At 54.1% G+C, this 20,177-nt stretch carries 21 protein-coding genes; 9 read left to right on the top strand and 12 right to left on the bottom strand.

The features are described from left to right. Positions 1-67 precede the first annotated feature (67 nt). Positions 68-763: a nitroreductase family protein gene (locus WA318_RS05240; RefSeq protein WP_114097979.1), complete on the top strand. Its 696-nt coding sequence runs from the start codon at positions 68-70 to the stop codon at positions 761-763. A 97-nt stretch (positions 764-860) separates the two neighbouring features. Here WA318_RS05240 and WA318_RS05235 read toward each other — a convergent pair whose 3' ends face one another. From WA318_RS05235 to WA318_RS05225, 3 genes are all read right to left on the bottom strand, one after another. Continuing rightward, entirely contained in the window at positions 861-2,195 is a 1,335-nt protein-coding gene (locus WA318_RS05235; protein WP_258548683.1) for an ATP-binding protein, read from the bottom strand. Positions 2,196-2,245: 50 nt separating this feature from the next. After that, positions 2,246-2,974 (bottom strand): response regulator, encoded by a 729-nt coding sequence (locus WA318_RS05230; protein WP_336080192.1) that lies wholly within the window; start codon positions 2,972-2,974, stop codon positions 2,246-2,248. 220 nt (positions 2,975-3,194) lie between these two features. Beyond that, entirely contained in the window at positions 3,195-3,710 is a 516-nt protein-coding gene (locus WA318_RS05225; RefSeq protein ID WP_114097976.1) for a MarR family winged helix-turn-helix transcriptional regulator, read from the bottom strand. 113 nt (positions 3,711-3,823) lie between these two features. Between WA318_RS05225 and WA318_RS05220 the strand changes: the two genes are divergently transcribed. From WA318_RS05220 to WA318_RS05210, 3 genes are all read left to right on the top strand, one after another. Then, positions 3,824-4,720, top strand: a complete 897-nt coding sequence (locus tag WA318_RS05220; RefSeq protein WP_114097975.1) for a branched-chain amino acid aminotransferase — start codon at positions 3,824-3,826, stop codon at positions 4,718-4,720. 143 nt (positions 4,721-4,863) lie between these two features. Further along, positions 4,864-5,514: a glutathione S-transferase gene (locus tag WA318_RS05215; protein WP_336080191.1), complete on the top strand. Its 651-nt coding sequence runs from the start codon at positions 4,864-4,866 to the stop codon at positions 5,512-5,514. Positions 5,515-5,800: 286 nt separating this feature from the next. Continuing rightward, positions 5,801-6,721, top strand: a complete 921-nt coding sequence (locus WA318_RS05210; protein ID WP_336080190.1) for a hypothetical protein — start codon at positions 5,801-5,803, stop codon at positions 6,719-6,721. Between the two features lie 46 nt (positions 6,722-6,767). Here WA318_RS05210 and hemF read toward each other — a convergent pair whose 3' ends face one another. Together hemF and WA318_RS05200 are read right to left on the bottom strand one after the other, a co-directional pair. Next, the gene (hemF, locus tag WA318_RS05205; protein ID WP_336080189.1) at positions 6,768-7,631 is read right to left on the bottom strand and encodes an oxygen-dependent coproporphyrinogen oxidase; all 864 of its coding nucleotides are present in this window, start codon (positions 7,629-7,631) and stop codon (positions 6,768-6,770) included. Further along, a complete protein-coding gene (locus WA318_RS05200; protein WP_114097971.1) occupies positions 7,628-8,101 on the bottom strand; it encodes a tRNA (cytidine(34)-2'-O)-methyltransferase in 474 nt (157 codons plus the stop codon). The genes hemF and WA318_RS05200 overlap by 4 nt, the downstream gene beginning before the upstream one ends. Before the next feature lie 335 nt (positions 8,102-8,436). Here WA318_RS05200 and WA318_RS05195 point away from each other — a divergent pair, with 335 nt between their 5' ends. Next, positions 8,437-9,339 (top strand): LysR family transcriptional regulator, encoded by a 903-nt coding sequence (locus WA318_RS05195; protein ID WP_181850220.1) that lies wholly within the window; start codon positions 8,437-8,439, stop codon positions 9,337-9,339. Between the two features lie 56 nt (positions 9,340-9,395). Here WA318_RS05195 and WA318_RS05190 read toward each other — a convergent pair whose 3' ends face one another. From WA318_RS05190 to WA318_RS05175, 4 genes are all read right to left on the bottom strand, one after another. Further along, positions 9,396-10,676 carry a TRAP transporter large permease gene (locus WA318_RS05190; RefSeq protein ID WP_114097969.1) on the bottom strand — a complete coding sequence of 427 codons (1,281 nt, stop codon included), beginning with the start codon at positions 10,674-10,676 and terminating at the stop codon, positions 9,396-9,398. Positions 10,677-10,726: 50 nt separating this feature from the next. After that, complete coding sequence (locus tag WA318_RS05185) at positions 10,727-11,236, bottom strand: TRAP transporter small permease (protein ID WP_114097968.1); 510 nt, start codon at positions 11,234-11,236, stop codon at positions 10,727-10,729. Between the two features lie 77 nt (positions 11,237-11,313). Further along, complete coding sequence (locus WA318_RS05180) at positions 11,314-12,312, bottom strand: TRAP transporter substrate-binding protein (RefSeq protein WP_336080188.1); 999 nt, start codon at positions 12,310-12,312, stop codon at positions 11,314-11,316. 20 nt (positions 12,313-12,332) lie between these two features. Then, a complete protein-coding gene (locus WA318_RS05175) occupies positions 12,333-13,220 on the bottom strand; it encodes a carbon-nitrogen hydrolase family protein (protein WP_336080187.1) in 888 nt (295 codons plus the stop codon). Between the two features lie 638 nt (positions 13,221-13,858). Between WA318_RS05175 and petA the strand changes: the two genes are divergently transcribed. From petA to WA318_RS05155, 4 genes are all read left to right on the top strand, one after another. Next, positions 13,859-14,410 carry a ubiquinol-cytochrome c reductase iron-sulfur subunit gene (gene petA, locus WA318_RS05170; RefSeq protein WP_114097965.1) on the top strand — a complete coding sequence of 184 codons (552 nt, stop codon included), beginning with the start codon at positions 13,859-13,861 and terminating at the stop codon, positions 14,408-14,410. An 8-nt stretch (positions 14,411-14,418) separates the two neighbouring features. Next, the gene (locus tag WA318_RS05165) at positions 14,419-15,690 is read left to right on the top strand and encodes a cytochrome b (RefSeq protein ID WP_181850219.1); all 1,272 of its coding nucleotides are present in this window, start codon (positions 14,419-14,421) and stop codon (positions 15,688-15,690) included. Next, on the top strand, positions 15,683-16,459 hold the full coding sequence (locus WA318_RS05160; RefSeq protein ID WP_114097963.1) for a cytochrome c1: 777 nt from the start codon (positions 15,683-15,685) through the stop codon (positions 16,457-16,459). Before WA318_RS05165 ends, WA318_RS05160 begins: the two co-directional genes overlap by 8 nt. 168 nt (positions 16,460-16,627) lie before the next feature. Beyond that, positions 16,628-17,257 carry a LysE family translocator gene (locus tag WA318_RS05155; protein WP_114097962.1) on the top strand — a complete coding sequence of 210 codons (630 nt, stop codon included), beginning with the start codon at positions 16,628-16,630 and terminating at the stop codon, positions 17,255-17,257. A 68-nt stretch (positions 17,258-17,325) separates the two neighbouring features. Here WA318_RS05155 and WA318_RS05150 read toward each other — a convergent pair whose 3' ends face one another. From WA318_RS05150 to WA318_RS05140, 3 genes are all read right to left on the bottom strand, one after another. Then, positions 17,326-18,177: a substrate-binding periplasmic protein gene (locus tag WA318_RS05150; RefSeq protein ID WP_336080186.1), complete on the bottom strand. Its 852-nt coding sequence runs from the start codon at positions 18,175-18,177 to the stop codon at positions 17,326-17,328. 136 nt (positions 18,178-18,313) lie between these two features. Beyond that, entirely contained in the window at positions 18,314-19,201 is an 888-nt protein-coding gene (locus tag WA318_RS05145; RefSeq protein ID WP_258548682.1) for a methyltransferase domain-containing protein, read from the bottom strand. Between the two features lie 176 nt (positions 19,202-19,377). Further along, entirely contained in the window at positions 19,378-20,085 is a 708-nt protein-coding gene (locus WA318_RS05140) for a glutathione S-transferase N-terminal domain-containing protein (protein ID WP_114097960.1), read from the bottom strand. Positions 20,086-20,177: the final 92 nt, after the last annotated feature.

Genomic DNA, 20,177 nt, shown 5'->3' with positions numbered 1-20,177 from the left:
TGCTCCGGGCCTTCTTCATCTTTAATATTGTCTGACAATTTAAACTAACAATATTTCAGGAAGCGTCATGTCTGCCACCAAACACCTCACCACCGAATTTCAGCCCATCCCGCTGCCTGATTATCAGGAATACGACCTTGCCGAAATGCGTGCCCGCGCGCAGGCCTTTTATGATGAGATCAAAACCCGCCATACCGTGCGCGAATTTTCAGACCGTGCCGTGCCGCGCGATATCATCGAAACCTGTATTCGTGCGGCGGGTACTGCCCCCAACGGGGCCAACCATCAGCCATGGCACTTCTCGGTAATCGGCGATCCGGCAATGAAAAAGAAAATCCGCGCTGCCGCCGAAGAAGAAGAACGCGCCTTTTACGAAGGCCGCGCCGGTGAAGAATGGCTCGAAGCGCTCAAGCCGCTTGGCACCGATGACAGCAAGCCGTTTCTGGAAACCGCCCCTTGGCTGATCTGCATCTTTGGTGAACGCAAAAGTACCTCGGCCGATGGCAAGTTGCGCAAGAACTATTACGTGCCGGAATCGGTTTCCATCGCAACCGGCTTTCTGATCGCAGCCCTGCATCGCGCAGGCCTTGCAACCCTGACCCACACGCCGAACCCGATGAGCTTCCTGACCGAGATTTGCGGCCGCCCCGATCACAACAAGCCCTATATCCTGCTTGTCACCGGCTACCCGGCACCGGACGCCACCATCCCGGCCCATGCGACCGAGAAAAAGGACCTTTCGGAAATCGCGACATTCTTCTGATCATGATCCGGCCCGGCTTCACCCCTCGTCGCACCACCCTACAGACAAAAAGCCCCGCAGAAATTGCGGGGCTTTTTGTCTGTAAGTTCCAGTTTGACTAGTGACCGATTGGCAGGACCAGACGCACCCGCAAACCACCACCCGGCGCATCTTCAAGATGAACTTCGCCGCCATGACCGCGTGCGGAATCACGTGCGATTGTCATGCCAAGACCAACACCGCCGGTCGCCTGGTTTCGGGATTCCTCAAGACGGAAAAACGGTTTGAACACTTCTTCGCGCTTATCAGCCGGAATACCGGGGCCATCATCGTCAAACACGATTTCATAATCCTGTCCGCGACGACCGGCCCGCACCGACAGATTGTTCGCATACCGACCGGCATTGGACATAATGTTGGAAACACAACGACGCAATGACTGCGGGCGCAGGTCCATTTCCAGACTGTCTTCGATGTGAAGATCAATCTGTTGCCCGTCACGCAATGCCTCGCCGACCTGATCGGTCAGAAGTTTACCGATATCGGTCAGTTCCGCCTTCTCGCCTTCTTCACCGCGCGCGAATGCCAGATAGGCATCGACCATGCGCTCCATATCGATCACGTCCTGTTTAAGTGCGTCGATACCCGGCGATGATTGCTGCATGGCAAGTTCAAGTTTCATCCGCGTCAGCGGTGTGCGCAGATCGTGTGAAACACCGGCCAGAAGTGCTGTTCTTTGCGACAGGTGACGGACGATACGGTCACGCATCGACATGAACGAACTTGCTGCCATGCGGACTTCAGCAGCACCTTCGGGCTTGAAGTCACCGACATTGACACCACGACCGAACTGATCGGCTGCCTTTGCCAGACGCCGGATCGGGCGGACCTGATTGCGCATGAAGATCACCGCAACCCCATACAGGATCAATGCCGACCCCGCGATCCACATAAAGAAGATATAGGTCGTCGAACTGTAAAGACGCTTGCGCGGGGCGACGATTGAAATCACGCCCTCCTTGAACTGCACGCGAATTTCCAGCCTGCGGTTATCAAGATCAAGATTGAAATAGAACGGACGCTGCACACGCTCGGTCAGGGCAACAAACAATTCTTCTGACACCAGGCCAAGTGGCGGTTCGGTTGTTTGTTCCTCAAGGATTTCATCTGGTTCGAAGGCGATATCAAGTTGCATATGCGCGCGCGCAGAATGCTGCAGCCAGACATAATGTTCCTTGTCGGGATATTCGCCGAGATAATCGATCACATAGGCAACGTCACCGGCAAGACCACGGCTCAGTTGACGGGCGACCGTGTCCCAGTGACGCTCGAAGAAAATCAGAACAGTGACGATTTGCAGCAGCAGCATCGGCGTCATCAGGATCAGCAACGACCGTCCCAGAAGGCCCGTCGGCATCAATGACTTGATCCGGCTATTTTGTTCACTACCCAACGTGCAATTCCCTGTTCAATTCATCGCTACTGACAAGACAGATGTCCTGATCAATCGGCATAAAGGACATAGCCCCGACCGCGTACGGTCTGCAAGTATCTTGGTTGTTTCGGATCTTCTTCGAATTTACGGCGCAAGCGCGTGACTTGTACATCAATACTGCGCGAGGCAGCAGGATCAATCGCATTGCCGCTGATCATTTCATGAAGCTGTTCACGTGATGTCGTTTGCCCGCGGCGCTTGATCAGGGCGGCAAGCAAGGCCTGCTCGGCCGATGTCAGATAGACATGCTCCCCGTCGCGTTGCAGGTTCATCTTGGCGGGATCGAAACTGAAGCGACCAAAACACACAATCTCTGAGCCCGCAATCTCTGTGACTTCTTCGGCTGGTTCGGGCATTTCGCCGTACCGACGCAGGATGGCCTCGATGCGCAGAACAAGCTCGCGCGGCTCGAACGGTTTGGCAAGGTAATCATCCACCCCGGCTTCAAGTCCGGCGATCCGGTCTTCGGTTTCCGAAAGAGCCGTCAGCAAAAGAATGGGAACCCTGGACCCGGACTCACGCAGGCTGCGCGCCAGATCAACACCCTTCTCACCGGGCATCAGAACATCAAGAACAATCAGATCAAATTGCAACCCGGCCAGACTGGCACGTGCCTGTGCCGCATCGCGCGCAGCCGACACCGAGAACCCGTTTTCACCAAGATAGCGGCTTAACAGATCCCGCAGGCGATCATCATCATCGACCACCAGAATATGCGGCTGATCAACACCAGTCATTGCACGTCCCCAAAGACCGAAACCATTCTGATTAAATGACGAATAACTTGGCGATAAAGTGTTTCAAAAGCGTAAGGATCAAGACATCGGTACCTTGCAGACAAAAATAAAGTGCCCGGCATTTCGACCGCAAGGCACTTTATCTGATCTGGTCACTTAATCACTTATATCGCGATTGCCTGCCCCACGTCGGCAACAGCAGGCACAGACAGGCTGCGAACTAACCGGCGCGCTGACGCAGCCCCGTGGGACCTTCATCAGCGAAGCGCTTGCGATCCTCTTCGCCCAGCATGCCAAGCATGACCTTGCGGAATCCCTCGACGGCTTCGGCACCGGCTTCGCGATAGGCCGCAGCAATCAGGGCGCGCTGCTTTTCGGTGAGCTCGCGTTCAAGCGCCTCACCCTTTTCGGTCAGGGTCAAAAGCCGCTGGCGGCGATCCTGCAAACCGGTTCGCTGTTCAATGAACCCTTCGCGCACCAGCTGGCTGAGCACACGTGACAGCGACTGCTTGGTGATTTTCAAAATCGACAACAGGTCGCTGACCGTAATTCCGGGATTCCGGCTGACGAAATAGATGACCCGATGATGGGCCCGCCCGAAATTATATTGCTCAAGCATCTGGTCCGCGACCGCGGTGAAATCGCGATAGGCATAAAAAAGCAATTCAATGCCCTGCCTAAGCTCTTCTTCCCGCAGAAAAAGCGGATTGACTTTACGTGTAGAGATATCTGCCATGCTTATCCGTTATGTCAGTTATATTGACATATTAATCTATGAATGTTACTTCGACCAGACAAATAAGGACATAAAGTTACGTCCAGGAACGATTTTGAATTGGAATTTGGCAAATGACGACTCCGACCTTTGATAACCGTGATGGTTTTATCTGGTATAATGGTGAACTTAAACCCTGGCGTGAAAGCACTTTGCATGTGCTGAGCCACGCTGTCCATTATGGTAGTGCGGTTTTCGAAGGCGAACGTTGCTACAACGGCAAGGTTTTCAAGCTGGCCGAACATGGCGAACGTCTGATCAAGTCCGGCGAAATTCTGGATATGAAAATCCCCTATGGCGCCAAGGAACTTGATGACGCGGTTATCGAAACCCTTGCAGCCAACAACATTACCGAAGGCTATATCCGTCGTATTGCATGGCGCGGCAGTGAGATGATGGGTGTTTCCGCCCAGACCACGCGCATCAATGTCGCGATTGCCTGCTGGGAATGGCCAAGCTATTTCAAGCCGGAAGAACGCCTGAAAGGTATTCGTCTTGATCTGTCAAAATGGGCACGTCCGGCACCGAACACCGCACCGACCAACGCCAAGGCAGCCGGTCTTTACATGATCTGTACCCTGTCCAAACACGAAGCCGAGCGCAAAGGCTATGCCGATGCCCTGATGCTTGATTATCGCGGTCAGGTGGCAGAAGCGACCGGTGCCAACGTGTTCTTCATCAAGGATGGCAAGATCCATACGCCAAAGCCCGATTGCTTCCTGGATGGCATTACCCGTCGCACCGTCATCGGCCTTGCGAAAGCACGCGGATATGAAGTCATCGAACGCGCCATCATGCCTGAAGAAATGGCAGATTTCGAAGAATGCTTCCTGACCGGCACGGCTGCCGAAGTCACGCCGGTGGCTGAAATCGGCCAGTACAAATTCACCCCGGCAACGGTCTGCAAGACCCTGATGGAAGACTATATGGCGCTGGTCCGTGGCGACAAGGCTGCGGTTGCTGCTGAGTGATTTATTTTTAATAATCACATCGATTATTAGATTTTGCCAAATAATCAACCCGGTCCACTGGACCGGGTTTTTTATTGCCTGCGTGCAAACCGCATGGCTAAGTCACTTTCAACCGCCCTGCGCACCGTCCAAGGTCGAAATCGATGCCCCAAAAGTCTGATGATTTAAAACCCGACCATCAATTGCTCTATCAGACCCATTCGCCCTTTGCCCGCAAAGTGCTGGTCTTTGCCATCGAGGCGGACCTGCAACAGCGCATCGAGGTCATCCATCACGAAACCAGCCCGACCAACCGCAATGATGCGATCTTTGCCGCCAATCCGCTGGGCAAGGTGCCGGTTCTGGTGCTGCCCGATGGCATGACACTTTATGATTCACTGGTGATTTGCGACTATCTTGATCGCCTGCATAAGGGTCGAAAACTGATCCCGCACAAGGCACCAAAACGGCTGCATGCCTTGCGTTTGCATGCTTTGGCGCAAGGCATGTGCGATGCAGGTGTGCTCCTTCGCTGGGAAACCGCACGCCGCCCCGAAGCCCTGCGCTATCCCCCGCTGGCAGAGGGGCAGAAGACCAAACTGATTGAAACATTCGATTATCTTGAAGCCAGTCTTGATCCCAAGCACCCGATCACCATCGGTCATATTGCGCTCGCCACCGGGCTGGAATGGATCGAATTTCGCGCGTTGGCCGATTTCAAAACCGGCCGCCCGAAGCTTTCGCAATGGTATGAGGAATTCGGCACCCGTCCCTCGATGGTTCAAACCCGCTATAGCGGCCAGACCCATGACTAGGGTATTTCGCCGATAAATATCTGCAAAATAAAACCTTTTAAATCCTCATACAATATAGCCCGCTATCGAAGTGATCAGACCAGATCATAAAGATGCGGGCCACAATGGCGACAGGATCGTATGGTCAAAAACCGCAAGATCCGCATTTGAACTGCCCTGAAATGACACAAGCGCAGCAAATCCGGCCCGCGTCCTCATTACAAGGATTGATGCTCTTTTGTAGTAATCATCCTTTATTTGAGATAAAACCCTGAACTACATAATAAGAAATGTATATGAGGGAGCCATGCGGTTCAGGCTGTTCTTCGGGATCATTGCCGCATTGTTTTTCGTCGATGGTTTCGGTGCAGATGCCCGATCATCGGAGCAAAAACGCACCATCAGGATTCCAGTCCAGCAGGCAGATCTGGATGGCCTGAATGACTGTATCCTCAGTCGTTCCGACGATTGCCGCAAATGCCGGCAACCAAACCAGTCGAACCTGTCACTTATGAACTATACGCTGCTTCGCGAAGCGCTGTCAGAAGGCGGCTTCGAGGCAGAGGTCCAACCGGTGCACTCCCCGAATTCAGAGCGCAGCCGCAAAATGATCCTGTCGGGTCAGGCGGATATCAAGACCGACTGGATATTCAACATCTCGGTCGATGAAGGCGCCCTTCAAACCGAACCGGTTTTTCTGTCCGGTGAAATTGAAAAGGGCCTTTATGCCCGCCGCAATTTGCTTACCCCGGATCGCCAGTTGAACATTCAGGACATCCGAAACTTGCGTGCTGTGGGCATTCGCAGCTGGCGACTGGACTGGCAGGTTCTTGAAAGCCTGTCGCTGGCAAGCCTGAGCACTGCGGCAACCACCAAACAGATGTTTGCGCTTATTGATGCGGGACGTGCCGATTTTACGTTGCTTGAATTCTCGTCACAGGAAGACATGGGACGGCAGGTTGACGGCATCTGGCTTTACCCGATCCAAGGCGTCAAAATATCGCTGCCCGCGACACAGCATTTCATGGTCTCGGCCAGCCTGAGGGATTCAGGCATGGTCGTCGACGCATTGAACCGGGGCATCAAGAGACTGCGCGAAAGCGGCTTTATCCAGCGCTGTCTGGTCAATAGCGGCGTCATCAATCCGGCAGTTGCTTACTGGCAGACGCTGAACGCAACAGCATCAGAAGCGATCACAAAACAGGCCCCGACCGTTTCAACACAGTAAGCCCCTTCACCATATCCGATCTTATCGCGTGAAAGCGGTGAACCGGTTACGGCCACTTTGCTTCGGGCGGAAGCGACATCAGAATGGCTTCGGTGTTGCCACCGGTCATCAGGCCGAAGCGTGTACCGCGATCATGGAGCAGGTTGAACTCGACATAGCGGCCGCGTTTGACCAGCTGGGCCTGACGTTCCTCGTCGGTCCAGGATTTGTTGTAATGGCGTGCGACCAGTTTCGGATAGATATCGCGAAACGCCTTGCCGACATCCCGGGTAAAGGCAAAGTCCGCGTCCCAGTCGGCATCAAGATAATCATAGAAAATCCCGCCGACACCGCGCGGTTCATTGCGGTGCGGCAGCCAGAAATATTCATCGCACCACTTTTTGAAACGGTCGTAATAGTCATCGCCATGGGCATCACAGGCAGCTTTGAGCGCCCCGTGGAAATCGGCGGTATCGGTTTCTTGCGGGAAGACCGGTGTCAGGTCAGCCCCACCGCCAAACCATGCCTTGGTGGTGACGATATGGCGGGTATTCATGTGCACGGCTGGCACATGCGGCGAACAGGGATGGGCGACCAGTGATATGCCCGCAGCCCAGAAATTGGGGTTTTCCGCCGCACCGGGAATTTCGGCCCGGAATTTTTCGGAAAACTCGCCATGCACGGTCGAAATATTGACCCCGACCTTTTCAAACACCCGGCCCTTCATGACCGACATTTCGCCGCCGCCCTCATTGGTGCCGCGTTCCCAGACCGTGCGTTCAAACCGACCAGCCGGTCGATCAGAGAGCGGCCCGGTATAGCTGTCTTCCAACGCCTCGAAGCTTGCGCAGATGTCATCGCGCAACTGACGGAACCATGTCTGTGCGGCTTTCTTGCGCGTTTCAATCAGGGTTGCGTCTGTGCTGCTCATTGCGTCCTCTTTGGAAAACTGTTGGTCTGACGGAGCGCCTCGCCCAGCGTCATCGCGGTTGCCATCGCCACATTGAGCGACCGCATTTCGGGCTTCATCGGGATCACCACGCGGGCATCGACATAATCATGCACCGGATCAGGCACCCCCTTGCTTTCGGAACCCAGCATCAGAATATCGTCAGCGCGAAATTCAAAATCGCAATAGGGTTCCGCCCCCTTGGTGGTCAGCAAAACCAGGCGACCGGGAACCGTGCCGTTGTCGCGTGCTTCAGCGAAGCTGCGCCAGTCGGCATGGCGTATATAATCGGCCTTGTCGAGATAATCCATCCCGGCGCGTTTGAGTGCCGCCGAGGTCAGCAAGAACCCGCAAGGCTCAATGATATCGACGGGCAACCCGAAACAGGCTGCCATCCGCAGAATGGTGCCAGTATTTTGCGGTATGTCGGGTTCAAATAAACAGATTCTCATGGTGCCTGTCGTTATCGGAAAGTGGTCCGGCCGGTTCGGACCATTATCGTATGAATGATCACGACCTTTTACCCCAATTAGACAGGAAGTCGCCAGAAATTGACGGCAATTAATCGCAACCATGCCCGCAGCCCGACTTTCCGGAAGCCTTTGGTCCAGCAGCAGCTGAAAGCATTGGGGTGAATGGACAGCCCCGCGCCGGTAAAACTTTATAATCCGGTTCAATGGTGTTTCAAACCCGATGTATTTTCGGTATCTTCGGGGATGAATTTCAAAGACGGGTCGAACCGTTTTTTTCAAGTATCCCGCCTTGCCGTATTCAGGATGTCATATCTGTGCAGGAACCCCACTTTGACCTTAACTGGGATGATTTGAAGCATCTTCTGGTGCTGTCGCGTGAAGGAACCTTGTCGGCAGCGGCACGGGTTCTTGATACATCGCGTGTGACGGTCAAGGCCCGGATTTCAAATCTTGAAAACAGCATGGGTGTTCGACTGTTTTCCCAGGACAAGTCGGGCTATAAACTGACCCGCGACGGGCGCGATCTGGCCAGCTATGCCGAGGAATGCGAACGTCAGTTGCGTCTTGCCTTTGCCAAGCAAAACAGCCCCTCTGCGCCGCGTCTTAAAATCCGTGTCGGGGTGGTTGAGGGTATTGGGAACGGCTATCTGGCGGAAAAACTTTCCTGGTGGCTGCGTGGCCAGAATATTGATTTCGAACTGGTTTCATTGCCCAAACAGGCCCGGATCACCAACCGTGAAGCCGATATCTGTGTAACCCTTGAAGAACCCGAAGGCGAAAATACGATCAAGAAGGTTCTGACCCCCTACACATTGGGGATCTATGCCAGTGAAGGTTATATCGCCGAACACGGGCCGCTTAAGGGATCGCAGGATGTGCTTGATCACATGTGGGTCGGCTATGTCCGCGACCATATTTTTTCCCAGACCCTGAATTACCACGAAGAACTTTCACCAAACCTGAAATATGCGTTTCGCGGCACAAGCATGGTGTCGCAGCTGTTTGCAACTTCGGCCGGGCTCGGACTGGGGATTTTCCCGATTTACCTGATTTCGGAATTCAATCTGATCCGGGTCTGCCCGGAAATAGCGTTTGCACGCAAATACTGGATTTCGTCGTCAAGCGACTTGCACCGTTTCCCGGGTCTGATGTCGGTCTGGAAGTTTCTGCTTGAGACCTGCCAGAAAGACCGGCGGCTGTTTTACGAAGAAAACTAGCGGGGCCGGATTGCTCCGGCCCCGCCTGTTTTTCACATCAACACGTCTTGGCAGTCCTATTGCGCGTAGATCAGATCGGGTAGCCACAAGGTGATCCATGGCACATAGGTGATCAGGATCAGGGCAACGATCATGATTGCGATGAAGGGCAGGCAGCCCCGCAAGACATCGCGCAACGACATCTTTGAAACACCCATCGCCACAAACAGGTTCAACCCGACCGGCGGGGTGAGCATACCCACCGAGAAGTTCACAACCGTGATCAGGCCGAAATGCACCGGGTCAATGCCAACCTGGGCTGCAATCGGCTGAAGCAGCGGCGCGAGAACGATGATGGCGGATGCACTATCAAGGAAGAAGCCGGTCACCAGCATGACAATATTGAACAGCGCAGCAACGGTGAAGGGATCACTTGTGTTGCTCAGAACCTGTGAGGACAGGCTGCCCGGTGCGCCGGTAATCGTCAGAAGCCAAGAGAATGCCGATGCACCCGCCGTAATCAGAAGCAGGGTGGCGGCAATCGCACCTGATGATTTCAGGATGCTTTTAAGTTCGGCAAGACCGATCTGCTTATAGATTACCGCACCGACGAACCAGCCATACATGCAGGCAACAGCCGCGGATTCAGTCGGGGTAAAGACACCGGAATAAATGCCGCCCAGAAGCAGGAAGGGCAAACCAAGGCCCCATGCCGAACGTTTGACGGCAAGAAGGAAGGCCGCACGGGTCGGGAAATCCTGACGGGGATAGCCGCGCCGGATGGCAAAAATCACGCAAGCCGCAATCAGAAGAGCCCCAATCAACAGAGCCGGGCCGACACCACCGGCAAACAGCTTGCCGACCGACGCCCCGGTGACGGACCCATAAATGATCAGACCGATGCTGGGCGGAACAATCGGGCCCAGCGTCCCTGCCACAGTGATCAGACCGATGGCAAAGAAGCGATCATAGCCCGCGGCAACCAGTGCCGGGAACATGATGCTGCCAATCGCAATCACGGTTGCCGGGCTTGATCCCGAAATCGCCCCGAAGAACAGGCATGACAGGACAGTTGCCGCAGCAATCCCACCCGGGATCCAGCCAACCAGTACGGTTGCCAGGTCGACCAGACGCTGGGACAAGCCACCAATACGCATCAGTTCGGATGCGAGAATGAAGAACGGGATGGCCATCAGCGAGAAATTGTTCATGCCTGCGAACATGCGCATCGGAACAATCACCGGATCAAATGGCCCCCAGAAACCGACGGCGACAACAACGGCAAAGGCCAGTGCCGCGAAGATCGGAAGGCCAAATAGCAGAAGGCCCCCGAATGAAAGCAAGAGTCCTGATAACATTATTCTTTTGCCCTGATAGAAACCGGAATTCAGCTGTTTGCGGGTGCAACCTACATGGCGCGCAGGTTTTCTTCGGATGCCGCGATCTGTTTGCCTTGCAGTAATTGTGCAAGCGCATAGCCATAGCGAAACAGCGACAGGAAACCGGAAACGGGAATGATTGCGTAAACGGCTGAAACGGGGATGCGCAGTGCGGGGGACAACTGACCACGTTCAAGCGTGTTCAGGAAAAGTTTGCCGCCGAAATAGACCAGAGCGAGTGCAAACAAAATCCCCAAGGCAATGGCGATGATCCGAAGGACAGGGATATATCGCGCCGGAACGATGGCATCGAGAAGATCAACCGAGATATGGCTGCCAAGACGGATGCCGATGCTGATGCCGACAAAGCTCATGACGATGATCGCATAGAGCACAACTTCCTCGGCCCAGTAAAGCGGGGCACTGAAGACATAGCGCATGACCACCTGAAGAAATGTCAGGCAAATTGCGACAGCCATCAGAAAGATCATGGATCCGTCTTCGAGGCGGGCAAGGGCCTTGTCAAATTTTTCGAACATTTTGCCGTCCCATTGTCAAAAACCGACTTGCAAGATTGCAGTCTTGCAAGTCGGCCCATCATTTCGAAATGTGCAGATTACTTGGGACCTGCGCCGGTAACTGCATAAATGGAATTGATCAGTTCCGGTGTAACTACATCGGCAAAGGCCTTATGGACAGCGAAACTGCCTTTGATGAAGGCATCCTTTTCAGCATCCGTCAGGCGATGGACTGCGATGTCCGAGCTGATTTTGGAAAGCTGTTCTGCCTCATACTCGTTGGTGAGCTGACGAGCAAGGTCGCGGGCATTGTCGAAGGCGGTCACAACGACGGCACGCAGATCATCAGGAAGCGAGTTCCATGCGTTCTCGCTCATGACTGCGGCATAGCCGTGATAGGCATGTGACGACAGGGTCATGTATTTCTGAACTTCATAGAATTTCATCGCGACGATATTGGCGATCGGGTTTTCCTGACCATCAACAACGCCAGCCTGAAGACCGCCGTAAACTTCGGCAAAGGCCATTGCCGTCGGGTTTGCACCCCATTCGTTGTACTGGGTCAGGATGACCGGTGCCTGCATGGTGCGCATCTTGATGCCGGCAAGGTCTTCGACCGCAGTGATTTCGCGAACATTGTTGGTGATGTTACGGAAACCGGCACCCCAGAAGTTCACGCCATGCATGCCGTGCTGATCAAGGGTATCAAGGATCGAACGACCGACTTCGCCATCAAGAACCTTGACCATCATTTCTTCGCTCGGAAGGATGAAAGGCAGGTCAAGAACCTGAAGTTTCGGTTCGAAGTTGCCCAGGGTCGCGGTCGGCGGAATTGCGATCTGGACCAGATCATTTTGCAGCTGTTCGATGATGTCGACATCGCCACCGAGGCCACCAGCCGGGATCACATTGATCTCGATGCGGCCATTGGATTTTTCTTCGACTTCTTTTTCGAATGCGCGTGCGGCCTTACCGTTCGGGGTATCTTCCATAAGAACATGACCGAAGGTAAAGGTGAATTCCTGAGCCATGGCCTGGCTACCGAAACCGGCCATTGCGATTGCAGCAAATGCCGCAAATTTGAACTTGCTGTTCATTGGTGCCTCCGTTCTGATAATTATCTGGTTGGTACAGGTTGTTCGACAAGTTTTCGACCCCGAAGACGATCTGCCATCAGGGGATAATTGGCGCGTGCCTCGATGAGATCGCTCTCAAGCAGTTCGGCCCGAATGGTTTCGGCGGCGAACTGTCCGGCCTGTGCGAGAATGCCACTGTTGGGGGAGACGATCTGGCTCAGGCCAAGGCGTTCCCAGGTCCCGACTTTCTTGCCGAGATCGAGGAAGCCGCAGACATTGCACGAAACCACAAATGCCTGGTTCTGAATGGCGGTAACGGTCGGAACCGTTTCCCAGAATTTCTTTTTGGTGACCGGATCCCCTGCGCCGCCTTTGGCGCCGCCCGACCAGAAGGAAGAGGTGACTGCAAGAATTTCTACACCCTGTCTGAAATGTTCCAGTGCAACTTCAGGGAACAGGGTTTCATAGCAGATCACGATCCCGATCTTGCCCAGCGCACAGTCAAAGGTCGTGCGGTTGTAATCCGGGGTGTAATACAGCTTTTCAATGCCGGGGAAGAAACATTTGCGGGTGACACCGACGATGCCTTCCGGTCCGATCAGGGCGGCACTGTTATAAATGGTGCCGACGATCGAAGAACGTTCATTGAAGCCAACGACCGTATAGATGCCAAGGGTCTTTGCGGCCTCGGCAACTGCCTTGAGCTCCGGACCATCAACGTCAACGGAACCCTCGTTCCAGAGCCGTTTCAGACCGCCTTCTTCATGTTTGAAAAAGCTGGTCAGGTTGGCTTCGGGAAACACGACAAGATCGCTACCGTTTGATGCCTCGACCTGCATCTGGTTGAGAATGAAAGCAAGATTCTCGGCTATACCACCCAGTTCGACGGGCTGGTGTTGCACCGCGCTTGCTACGACCTTGCTTTGCATGAAGTTCTTACCCTTTGCCTGACAGTTTCCTCGAGGGAGCACTTTGCTCCTGCTTGTTGCGGAAACATTACGAGGCGACAGGAAGGGCGCATAGGTGGGCCAGGCTTGCGCTATATGTAAGAAAACTTACACCATTGCGACATCCGCCGGAATCAAGGCCTGTGACGCATCCTGACAGTCAACATCGACCGACACGTCGCCTTGAATTTCCGGAAACAAAAACATCGCATTCGCATGACCGGAAAGTTCCGGGAGGATTCGAGCGGTCGCAGGATGACGAATCAGATCGGGAAGGACAGATAATTACCCTTTAACCGCCCTATTAGACTTTTTTGGAATAAGAAAAACCAAAGCAGTAAACCATTGGTTCGTAAAAGGCAGGATACCCGCATTTACGCTAGGTTTTACAGATTTGTGCACTGCAAAACCATATGATCTTATTGAATGCAAACAAATTGCAACTCCAAGTTCTCCTTAACAAACCCGATTTTTGTTAGTATGACGGACCAGAAACAGGGCTAGAGGCTTTTAGCGACTTCATTGTTTGATTTTCATCAAGGGAAATCAGGCAGGGATGTCCTAAGTCTTGCTTTTGGCAATCCACATGCCTGTTTTGGGGGCAGAAAGAGGGATAAATTATGTCGCAAACGGTGCATTCTTCCGGCGATCACCAGCCGGACGAGAACCGCAGGGATTTCCTGACCTTGGCGACCACAGCTGTCGGTGTCGTTGGCACCGGCGTCGCGTTGTGGCCGTTCGTGGACAGCATGAACCCGTCCAAAGATGTTCTCGCACTTGCCTCGGTCGAGGTTAATTTGGCCAACATCGCGGTTGGTCAGGCAGTCAAGGTTATGTGGCGAGGCAAACCGGTCTTTATCCGCCATCGTACCGAACGCGAAATCAATGAAGCCAACGAGGTTGCATTGAACGAGCTCGTCGATCCACAAGCCGACGATGCACGTGTCGAAAAGAAGGAATGGCTGATTGTTGTCGGCGTATGCACCCATCTGGGCTGCATCCCGATGGGCACCGCCACCGGGGAAGCCCGAGGCGATTATGATGGTTGGTACTGTCCGTGCCATGGCTCGCACTATGATACGTCGGGCCGTATCCGCCGTGGTCCTGCGCCGAAGAATCTCGAGGTGCCGACCTACACCTTCCTCACCGACACATCCGTCCGTATCGGCTAAGGAGCTGTATGATGAGCGCACCTCAATGGAATAACAAAGTGGTGAAATGGGTTGATGACCGTCTTCCGGTAATCTCCATGTTGCACCATTCCGCCTATGAATATCCGACCCCGAAAAACCTGTCCTATATGTGGAACTTTGGTTCACTGGCAGGCTTTGTTCTGGTGACCATGATCCTTACCGGGATTTTCCTGGTGATGAACTATACCCCCCATACCAGCATGGCGTTTGAGTCTGTCGAACGTATCATGCGCGATGTGAACCATGGCTGGCTGATCCGCTATATTCACATGAATGGCGCATCGATGTTCTTCATCTGCGTCTTTATCCATATTTTCCGTGGCCTGTATTACGGGTCATACAAAGCACCGCGTGAAATGCTGTGGTGGATCGGTATCCTGATCCTTCTGGCAATGATGGCGACTGCCTTCATGGGCTATGTCCTGCCGTGGGGCCAGATGTCGTTCTGGGGTGCGACGGTTATTACCAACCTGTTCTCTGCCTTCCCGATCATTGGCGATCCGCTGGTGACCTGGCTCTGGGGCGGTTTCTCGGTTGATAACCCGACACTGAACCGGTTCTTCTCGCTGCACTATCTGATGCCGTTCGTCATTCTGGGCCTTGTTGTCCTGCATGTCTGGGCACTGCATAGCGTGCGTTCGAACAACCCGACCGGCGTTGAAATCAAAACCCCGCAGGACAGCATTCCGTTCCATCCGTACTACACGATCAAGGATCTGTTCGGACTGGGCGTGTTCCTGATCTTCTTCTGTGCGTTTGTGTTCTTTGCACCGGATTACCTTGGCCACCCGGATAACTACATCCCGGCCAACCCGCTGGTAACCCCGCCGCACATCGTGCCGGAATGGTACTTCCTGCCGTTCTATGCGATCCTGCGCTCGATTGACTTCACCATCCTTGGCATCCCGGCAAAACTGCTTGGCGTTCTTGCGATGTTTGCGTCAATCGTCATCCTGTTCGTTATTCCGTGGCTTGATACCTCGAAGGTTCGCAGCTCGAAATTCCGTCCGGTTTACAAATGGTTCTTCTGGCTGTTTGTGATTGATACCTTCATCCTCGGCTATTGCGGGGCGAAGGCACCGGATGACTATTTCATGGGAATTCCGGGTCTTAAGGTGATCGTGATGGGCCAGCTTTCGACGCTGTACTACTTCGTGCATTTCCTTGTGGTGATGCCATTGGTCGGGAAGCTTGAACGAACCAAACCGCTTCCGGCAAGCATCAGTGAGTCTGTTTTGAAGGAGGGTGCAAATGCGTAAGTTCGCACTGACCGCAATTGCTGCCGCCTTCGCGGTAACCGCATTCACCGGAACTGCAGCCAGGGCTGCCGGGGATACCCCGGTACCTGCGGCACAGGACTGGAGCTGGCAGGGTCTGTTTGGCACCTATGACCGTGCCCAGCTGCAACGCGGTTTCCAGGTCTATAAAAACGTTTGTGCGGGCTGTCACAGTCTGCGGTTCATTGCCTTCCGTAACCTTGAAGGCATTGGATTTAACGAAGACCAGATCAAGGCGATCGCAGCGGAATATGACATTGAAGACGGTCCGAATGACGATGGTGACATGTTCACCCGTCCGGGCAAGCCGTCCGACTATTTCCCGTCCCCGTTCCCGAACGAAAAGGCTGCTGCTGCTTCGAACGGCGGGGCAATTCCGCCCGATCTTTCCCTGATGACCAAAGCCCGTGTGGCAGGCCCGGATTATGTGTTCGCCCTGCTGACCGGCTATGAGGAAGAAGCCCCTGAAGGCTTCGACCTGTCAGACGGGAAGTCTTACAACCATTATTTCCCGGGCCACCAGATTTCCATGGCGCCGCCGCTTTATGACGAAGCGGTCGAATATAGCGATGGAACACCGGCGACCCTGGAACAGCATTCGCGCGACGTTGTTGCCTTCCTGAACTGGACGGCACAGCCGGAACTTGAAGCACGCAAGGAACTTGGCCTGCAGGTCATCCTGTTCCTGATCGTTCTGACAGCGATGCTTTATGCGCTGAAACGCAAAATCTGGCGCGATATCGAACATTAAGTTCGATCATCACTGCGACGCTTAAAAACAGGCCACCTGATTTCAGGTGGCCTGTTTGTTTTTGCGTATCTGATCCGCGTTCATCAGGATTGACCCATTCACACGCTTCGCATTGAATAGCTGCAATATTCATTCCCGTTACCGGCTTGATCAGGAACCCGCACCGCCATGACCATTGATCAGTTTGCCCTGTATTTCCTTGCCGTTTTTATTGCCACCCTGACGCCTGGCCCTGCGATCATGCTGGGGATCACCAACAGCATCCGCCATGGCGTGCGCGCATCTGTCATCGGGGCATTTGGCTGTGTGACAGGTACGGGACTGATGGGGCTTTTATCGGCCCTTGGTCTTGGCGCCCTGATCATGACGTCGGGCACGCTGTTCATGATCATTCACTATGTCGGGGCGGCCTATCTGATCTGGCTTGGCATCAAGTTCTGGCGTGAAAGCCGCCTGCCCGCCGTAGAGAATGCCATCACCAATAGCCCGAAACGGACACCAGGGGCACTTCGCCTTTATGTACAGGGCTTCATTGTTTCGGCCAGCAACCCGAAGGCCATTGCGTTCTTTACCGCCCTGTTCCCCCTTTTCATCGATCATGATGCACCATTGGCATCGCAGTTTGCGATCATGGACACGACCTTTGTCGTCATGTCGTTTTCATCGATTGTCGGATATTCGATGTTTGCCGCGCGGTCGCGCAAATTCCTGACCGGAAATGGCAAGAAATGGTTCCAGCGCATTTCGGGCAGCATCTTTGTCAGCTTCGGGATCGGGCTTGCGGCCTCGGCACGCTAGGTCGGACATACCGGGTCGAACATATTGGGTCGGGCACGCTTCGCACTGGTCAGCCCCTTGCCTTTGGCCTAATAGGCGAAATAGTCAACGACCAGCCGGTCGATTTCGCCGCTGTCGCGCATTTCAGCCAGAACCGTATCAAGGGCATCGGCAAAGGCATCGCGATATGGCCAGCGATTTTGCGGGTCCGGTCCATAGGCGACAAAGCCGAATTCCTGGCCGATGATCGCGGTTTCGTTAAACAGACGGGCCAGGTCGCGATCCACATCAAGCTCGCGCATCCCCGCCAGAATGGCCATGCGTTCATTGACATAACAATCGACCCGCCCGGCCATCAGAAAGCGCAGATTGCTGGCTGTGGTGTTGGCTTCTTCCAGCGTGATGTCGCCAGCATCAACCATGGCAAAGAAGTCGTCCCCCGCCAGTCGATAACCGGCATTATTGGCAAAGCTTGCGCCTTTGAAATCATCGGGGAAGATGCCCAGTTCGTGGCTGCGCGCATAATCGTTGCTGCAAAGTGCCACCACGGTTTCTGACAGGATCGGGATCGAATAGCGTTCGATCCAGTCGCGTTCCTGACGCTGATAGGGCGGGAAGAACGCCATGATTTCCCCGTTTTCAAGCAGGTCCATCCCCCGGCGAAACGGCACATTGACGATTTCAAGTTCATATTGCGGAAGACGCGCGACGGCCTCGCTCAGAATACGGGTATAGATGCCAGCGGGTCTGGCACCGTCCAGAAAGGCATAGGGGATATTGTTGTCTTCGCTATAGAGCGTGATCTGCAATTTGTCCTGGGCATGAACAATCGAGGCAGACAAAACTGTCAGCGACAGGATCAATGCATATGAGACCCCGCCGATAAACCGTTGATGCGGTTTGCGGATGTGCAAAAGATGACAAAAGCGACCTAAATCCATTCCGGTATTCTCAGCGTTTTTTGGAAATCCTTCCGGGGGAATAAATTAGAACAAATGAAACTACTGTGTTCACCGTCACTTTTTGCGCGTTTTTTTGTGCGATGCGTCCATGAAAGTCACATCGCAGGCGGCGGGACTAGGCGCGGTCCTTTTCGGCGGCACTGCCATCACGCCAGCCATCACGTCTGTCATGCCCCCTGTCATGGCCCCTGACATCGCTGCGGTCATCAGTGGCAGCACCCGACGGATCACAGCTTAGCCTGGCGGTTTCATCGGTGCGATGCTGATGATTGCCTTCGGCCGGGCGGAGCGGCGGCACGGTCACGGGGATATGCACCAGACGGCGTTTGCGCGATGGCGTGCCGCTGCTGGCGTAAAGCTGTTTGCCGGCCTCGACAATCGAGACCCCGGCAAAGGCCTTGAACAGGCGTGATCCGATATTTTCAAACAGCTGCGACCAGCGCAGGAACAGACGGCGCTGGGTCGGCGGCAGGAACAGCGCGCGGCTGTGCTGTATGGGCAGGAACATGTTCTCGCGCATCAGGTTTTGCAATTGTGACACGCTATAGGGATGACCATAGCCAAAGGGCGTCTTTTCCGACCAGGACCAGAGCGAGCTTCGGTTCGGGGTCACCACAATAATCCGGCCATTGGGGGTCAATACGCGCCAGCATTCGCGCATCAGGCGGCGCATGGAATCGGAATGTTCGACCAGATGAACCAGAAGGATGCGATCAACCGAACTGTCGGGCAGCGGCAACATGGTTTCTTCGGTCAGTGCGACCCGGTTTTCTTCGTCGACCGGCCAATGCACGCAGCCCTGACGGCCGGGCATGAAGGCCATGACGCGTTCGGCCTCGCCAATGAAGGGGCGCAGATAGGGTGTTGCATAGCCAAAACCAAGGACGCGCATGCCGCGCACATCTGACCACATGACGCGCAAACGCCTGCGGATCAGTCGCCGGGCGGCTTGCCCGGTACTGCTGGCATAAAAGCGGTGAAGATCAACGACATCCTGAGGCATGACTGGACTTTAGCACCCTATCGCCCCCGACGGAAACAGCTTTGAAACGCAGATCTTCTTAGACTGTCAGAAAGTTTGCGCGTTGCGTGATGTCGAAAATAGGTGAAATTGGTACGACGTCAATTGACCTTTTTGTTATCATCGCTGGGGCGCGCCGAAGGGGACGTTTTGCACCCTCAGGCTAAACGGGAACGAAGTGCGTCCAAGGTGATATGCCCCTTAAAGGCACCACTGCCCGCCGGTTCTTCGCCTTTCTCTATTGCCGTTGCGAAAATAACCGCCGGATCATTGGCCAGTTTTTGTAGATAACAGGCAAGGTGCGGATATTCCTGCTCCAGATCAAACAATTGATGGTATTGAATCCAACGCCCAATACCAGAGAGATAGGCATCCGCGATACTGCGCTGTCCCCCACCCAACAACCATTCCCGGTCGGCAAGCAGTCCATTCAAATAAGTACAGCCCTTGACGACACCCTTTTGCCCGATGGTTCTCAGCAATGCTTTTTGCGCATCATCCAGATCTTCCATTTCGTAGGCCACCCATAACGGGCTGAATGCCGAGAAAAAGTCGGTATTCAAATAGGCCAACATTTCGGTCAGGCGATCATCCTGCATACTGCCGCCCGCTGCCCCTAAGTTAGCTGACGCGTTACGGGCCGCGAGATGTTTCAAAATAGCCATACTCTCGGTCAGGGTCTCTCCTGATTCGAGCAACAGCGCAGGTGTCTGAAATTGTGGGTTTATTTTGGCATAGAGCGGATTCCAAGGATGCTCCATCATTTCCACGCGAGACAGGCGATAGGGTTTCCCCAACCACTCTAGCGCCACGATTGATCCAAATGAGCAACCCGCGGGCACGCCGTAAAAAAGCACGAGTTCCATAATCCATTCCTCGGTTGTGTTTATCAAAATTCACGTCGACTACGAGAAATGAAGTATATTTTTGTGGACGATATATCGGTAGACTGAGATAT

This window comes from Thalassospira sp. CH_XMU1448-2, assembly GCF_037027285.1.
Classification (GTDB): Bacteria; Pseudomonadota; Alphaproteobacteria; order Rhodospirillales; family Thalassospiraceae; genus Thalassospira; species Thalassospira profundimaris_C.
The sequence above is the reverse complement of the archived record's forward strand: the minus strand, read 5'-3'. Positions and strand labels throughout refer to the sequence as shown.

Coding starts and splice junctions, on each gene's coding strand:
- WA318_RS05210 (WP_336080190.1), top strand. CDS start 5,801: ATGCGGTTCAGGCTGTTCTTCGGGATCATTGCCGCATTGTTTTTCGTC.
- WA318_RS05180 (WP_336080188.1), bottom strand. CDS start 12,312: ATGAACAGCAAGTTCAAATTTGCGGCATTTGCTGCAATCGCAATGGCC.
- WA318_RS05145 (WP_258548682.1), bottom strand. CDS start 19,201: ATGCCTCAGGATGTCGTTGATCTTCACCGCTTTTATGCCAGCAGTACC.
- WA318_RS05190 (WP_114097969.1), bottom strand. CDS start 10,676: ATGTTATCAGGACTCTTGCTTTCATTCGGGGGCCTTCTGCTATTTGGC.
- WA318_RS05140 (WP_114097960.1), bottom strand. CDS start 20,085: ATGGAACTCGTGCTTTTTTACGGCGTGCCCGCGGGTTGCTCATTTGGA.
- WA318_RS05220 (WP_114097975.1), top strand. CDS start 3,824: ATGACGACTCCGACCTTTGATAACCGTGATGGTTTTATCTGGTATAAT.
- WA318_RS05240 (WP_114097979.1), top strand. CDS start 68: ATGTCTGCCACCAAACACCTCACCACCGAATTTCAGCCCATCCCGCTG.
- WA318_RS05185 (WP_114097968.1), bottom strand. CDS start 11,236: ATGTTCGAAAAATTTGACAAGGCCCTTGCCCGCCTCGAAGACGGATCC.
- WA318_RS05230 (WP_336080192.1), bottom strand. CDS start 2,974: ATGACTGGTGTTGATCAGCCGCATATTCTGGTGGTCGATGATGATGAT.
- WA318_RS05225 (WP_114097976.1), bottom strand. CDS start 3,710: ATGGCAGATATCTCTACACGTAAAGTCAATCCGCTTTTTCTGCGGGAA.
- WA318_RS05155 (WP_114097962.1), top strand. CDS start 16,628: ATGACCATTGATCAGTTTGCCCTGTATTTCCTTGCCGTTTTTATTGCC.
- hemF (WP_336080189.1), bottom strand. CDS start 7,631: ATGAGCAGCACAGACGCAACCCTGATTGAAACGCGCAAGAAAGCCGCA.
- WA318_RS05165 (WP_181850219.1), top strand. CDS start 14,419: ATGATGAGCGCACCTCAATGGAATAACAAAGTGGTGAAATGGGTTGAT.
- petA (WP_114097965.1), top strand. CDS start 13,859: ATGTCGCAAACGGTGCATTCTTCCGGCGATCACCAGCCGGACGAGAAC.
- WA318_RS05150 (WP_336080186.1), bottom strand. CDS start 18,177: ATGGATTTAGGTCGCTTTTGTCATCTTTTGCACATCCGCAAACCGCAT.
- WA318_RS05160 (WP_114097963.1), top strand. CDS start 15,683: ATGCGTAAGTTCGCACTGACCGCAATTGCTGCCGCCTTCGCGGTAACC.
- WA318_RS05175 (WP_336080187.1), bottom strand. CDS start 13,220: ATGCAAAGCAAGGTCGTAGCAAGCGCGGTGCAACACCAGCCCGTCGAA.
- WA318_RS05215 (WP_336080191.1), top strand. CDS start 4,864: ATGCCCCAAAAGTCTGATGATTTAAAACCCGACCATCAATTGCTCTAT.
- WA318_RS05200 (WP_114097971.1), bottom strand. CDS start 8,101: ATGAGAATCTGTTTATTTGAACCCGACATACCGCAAAATACTGGCACC.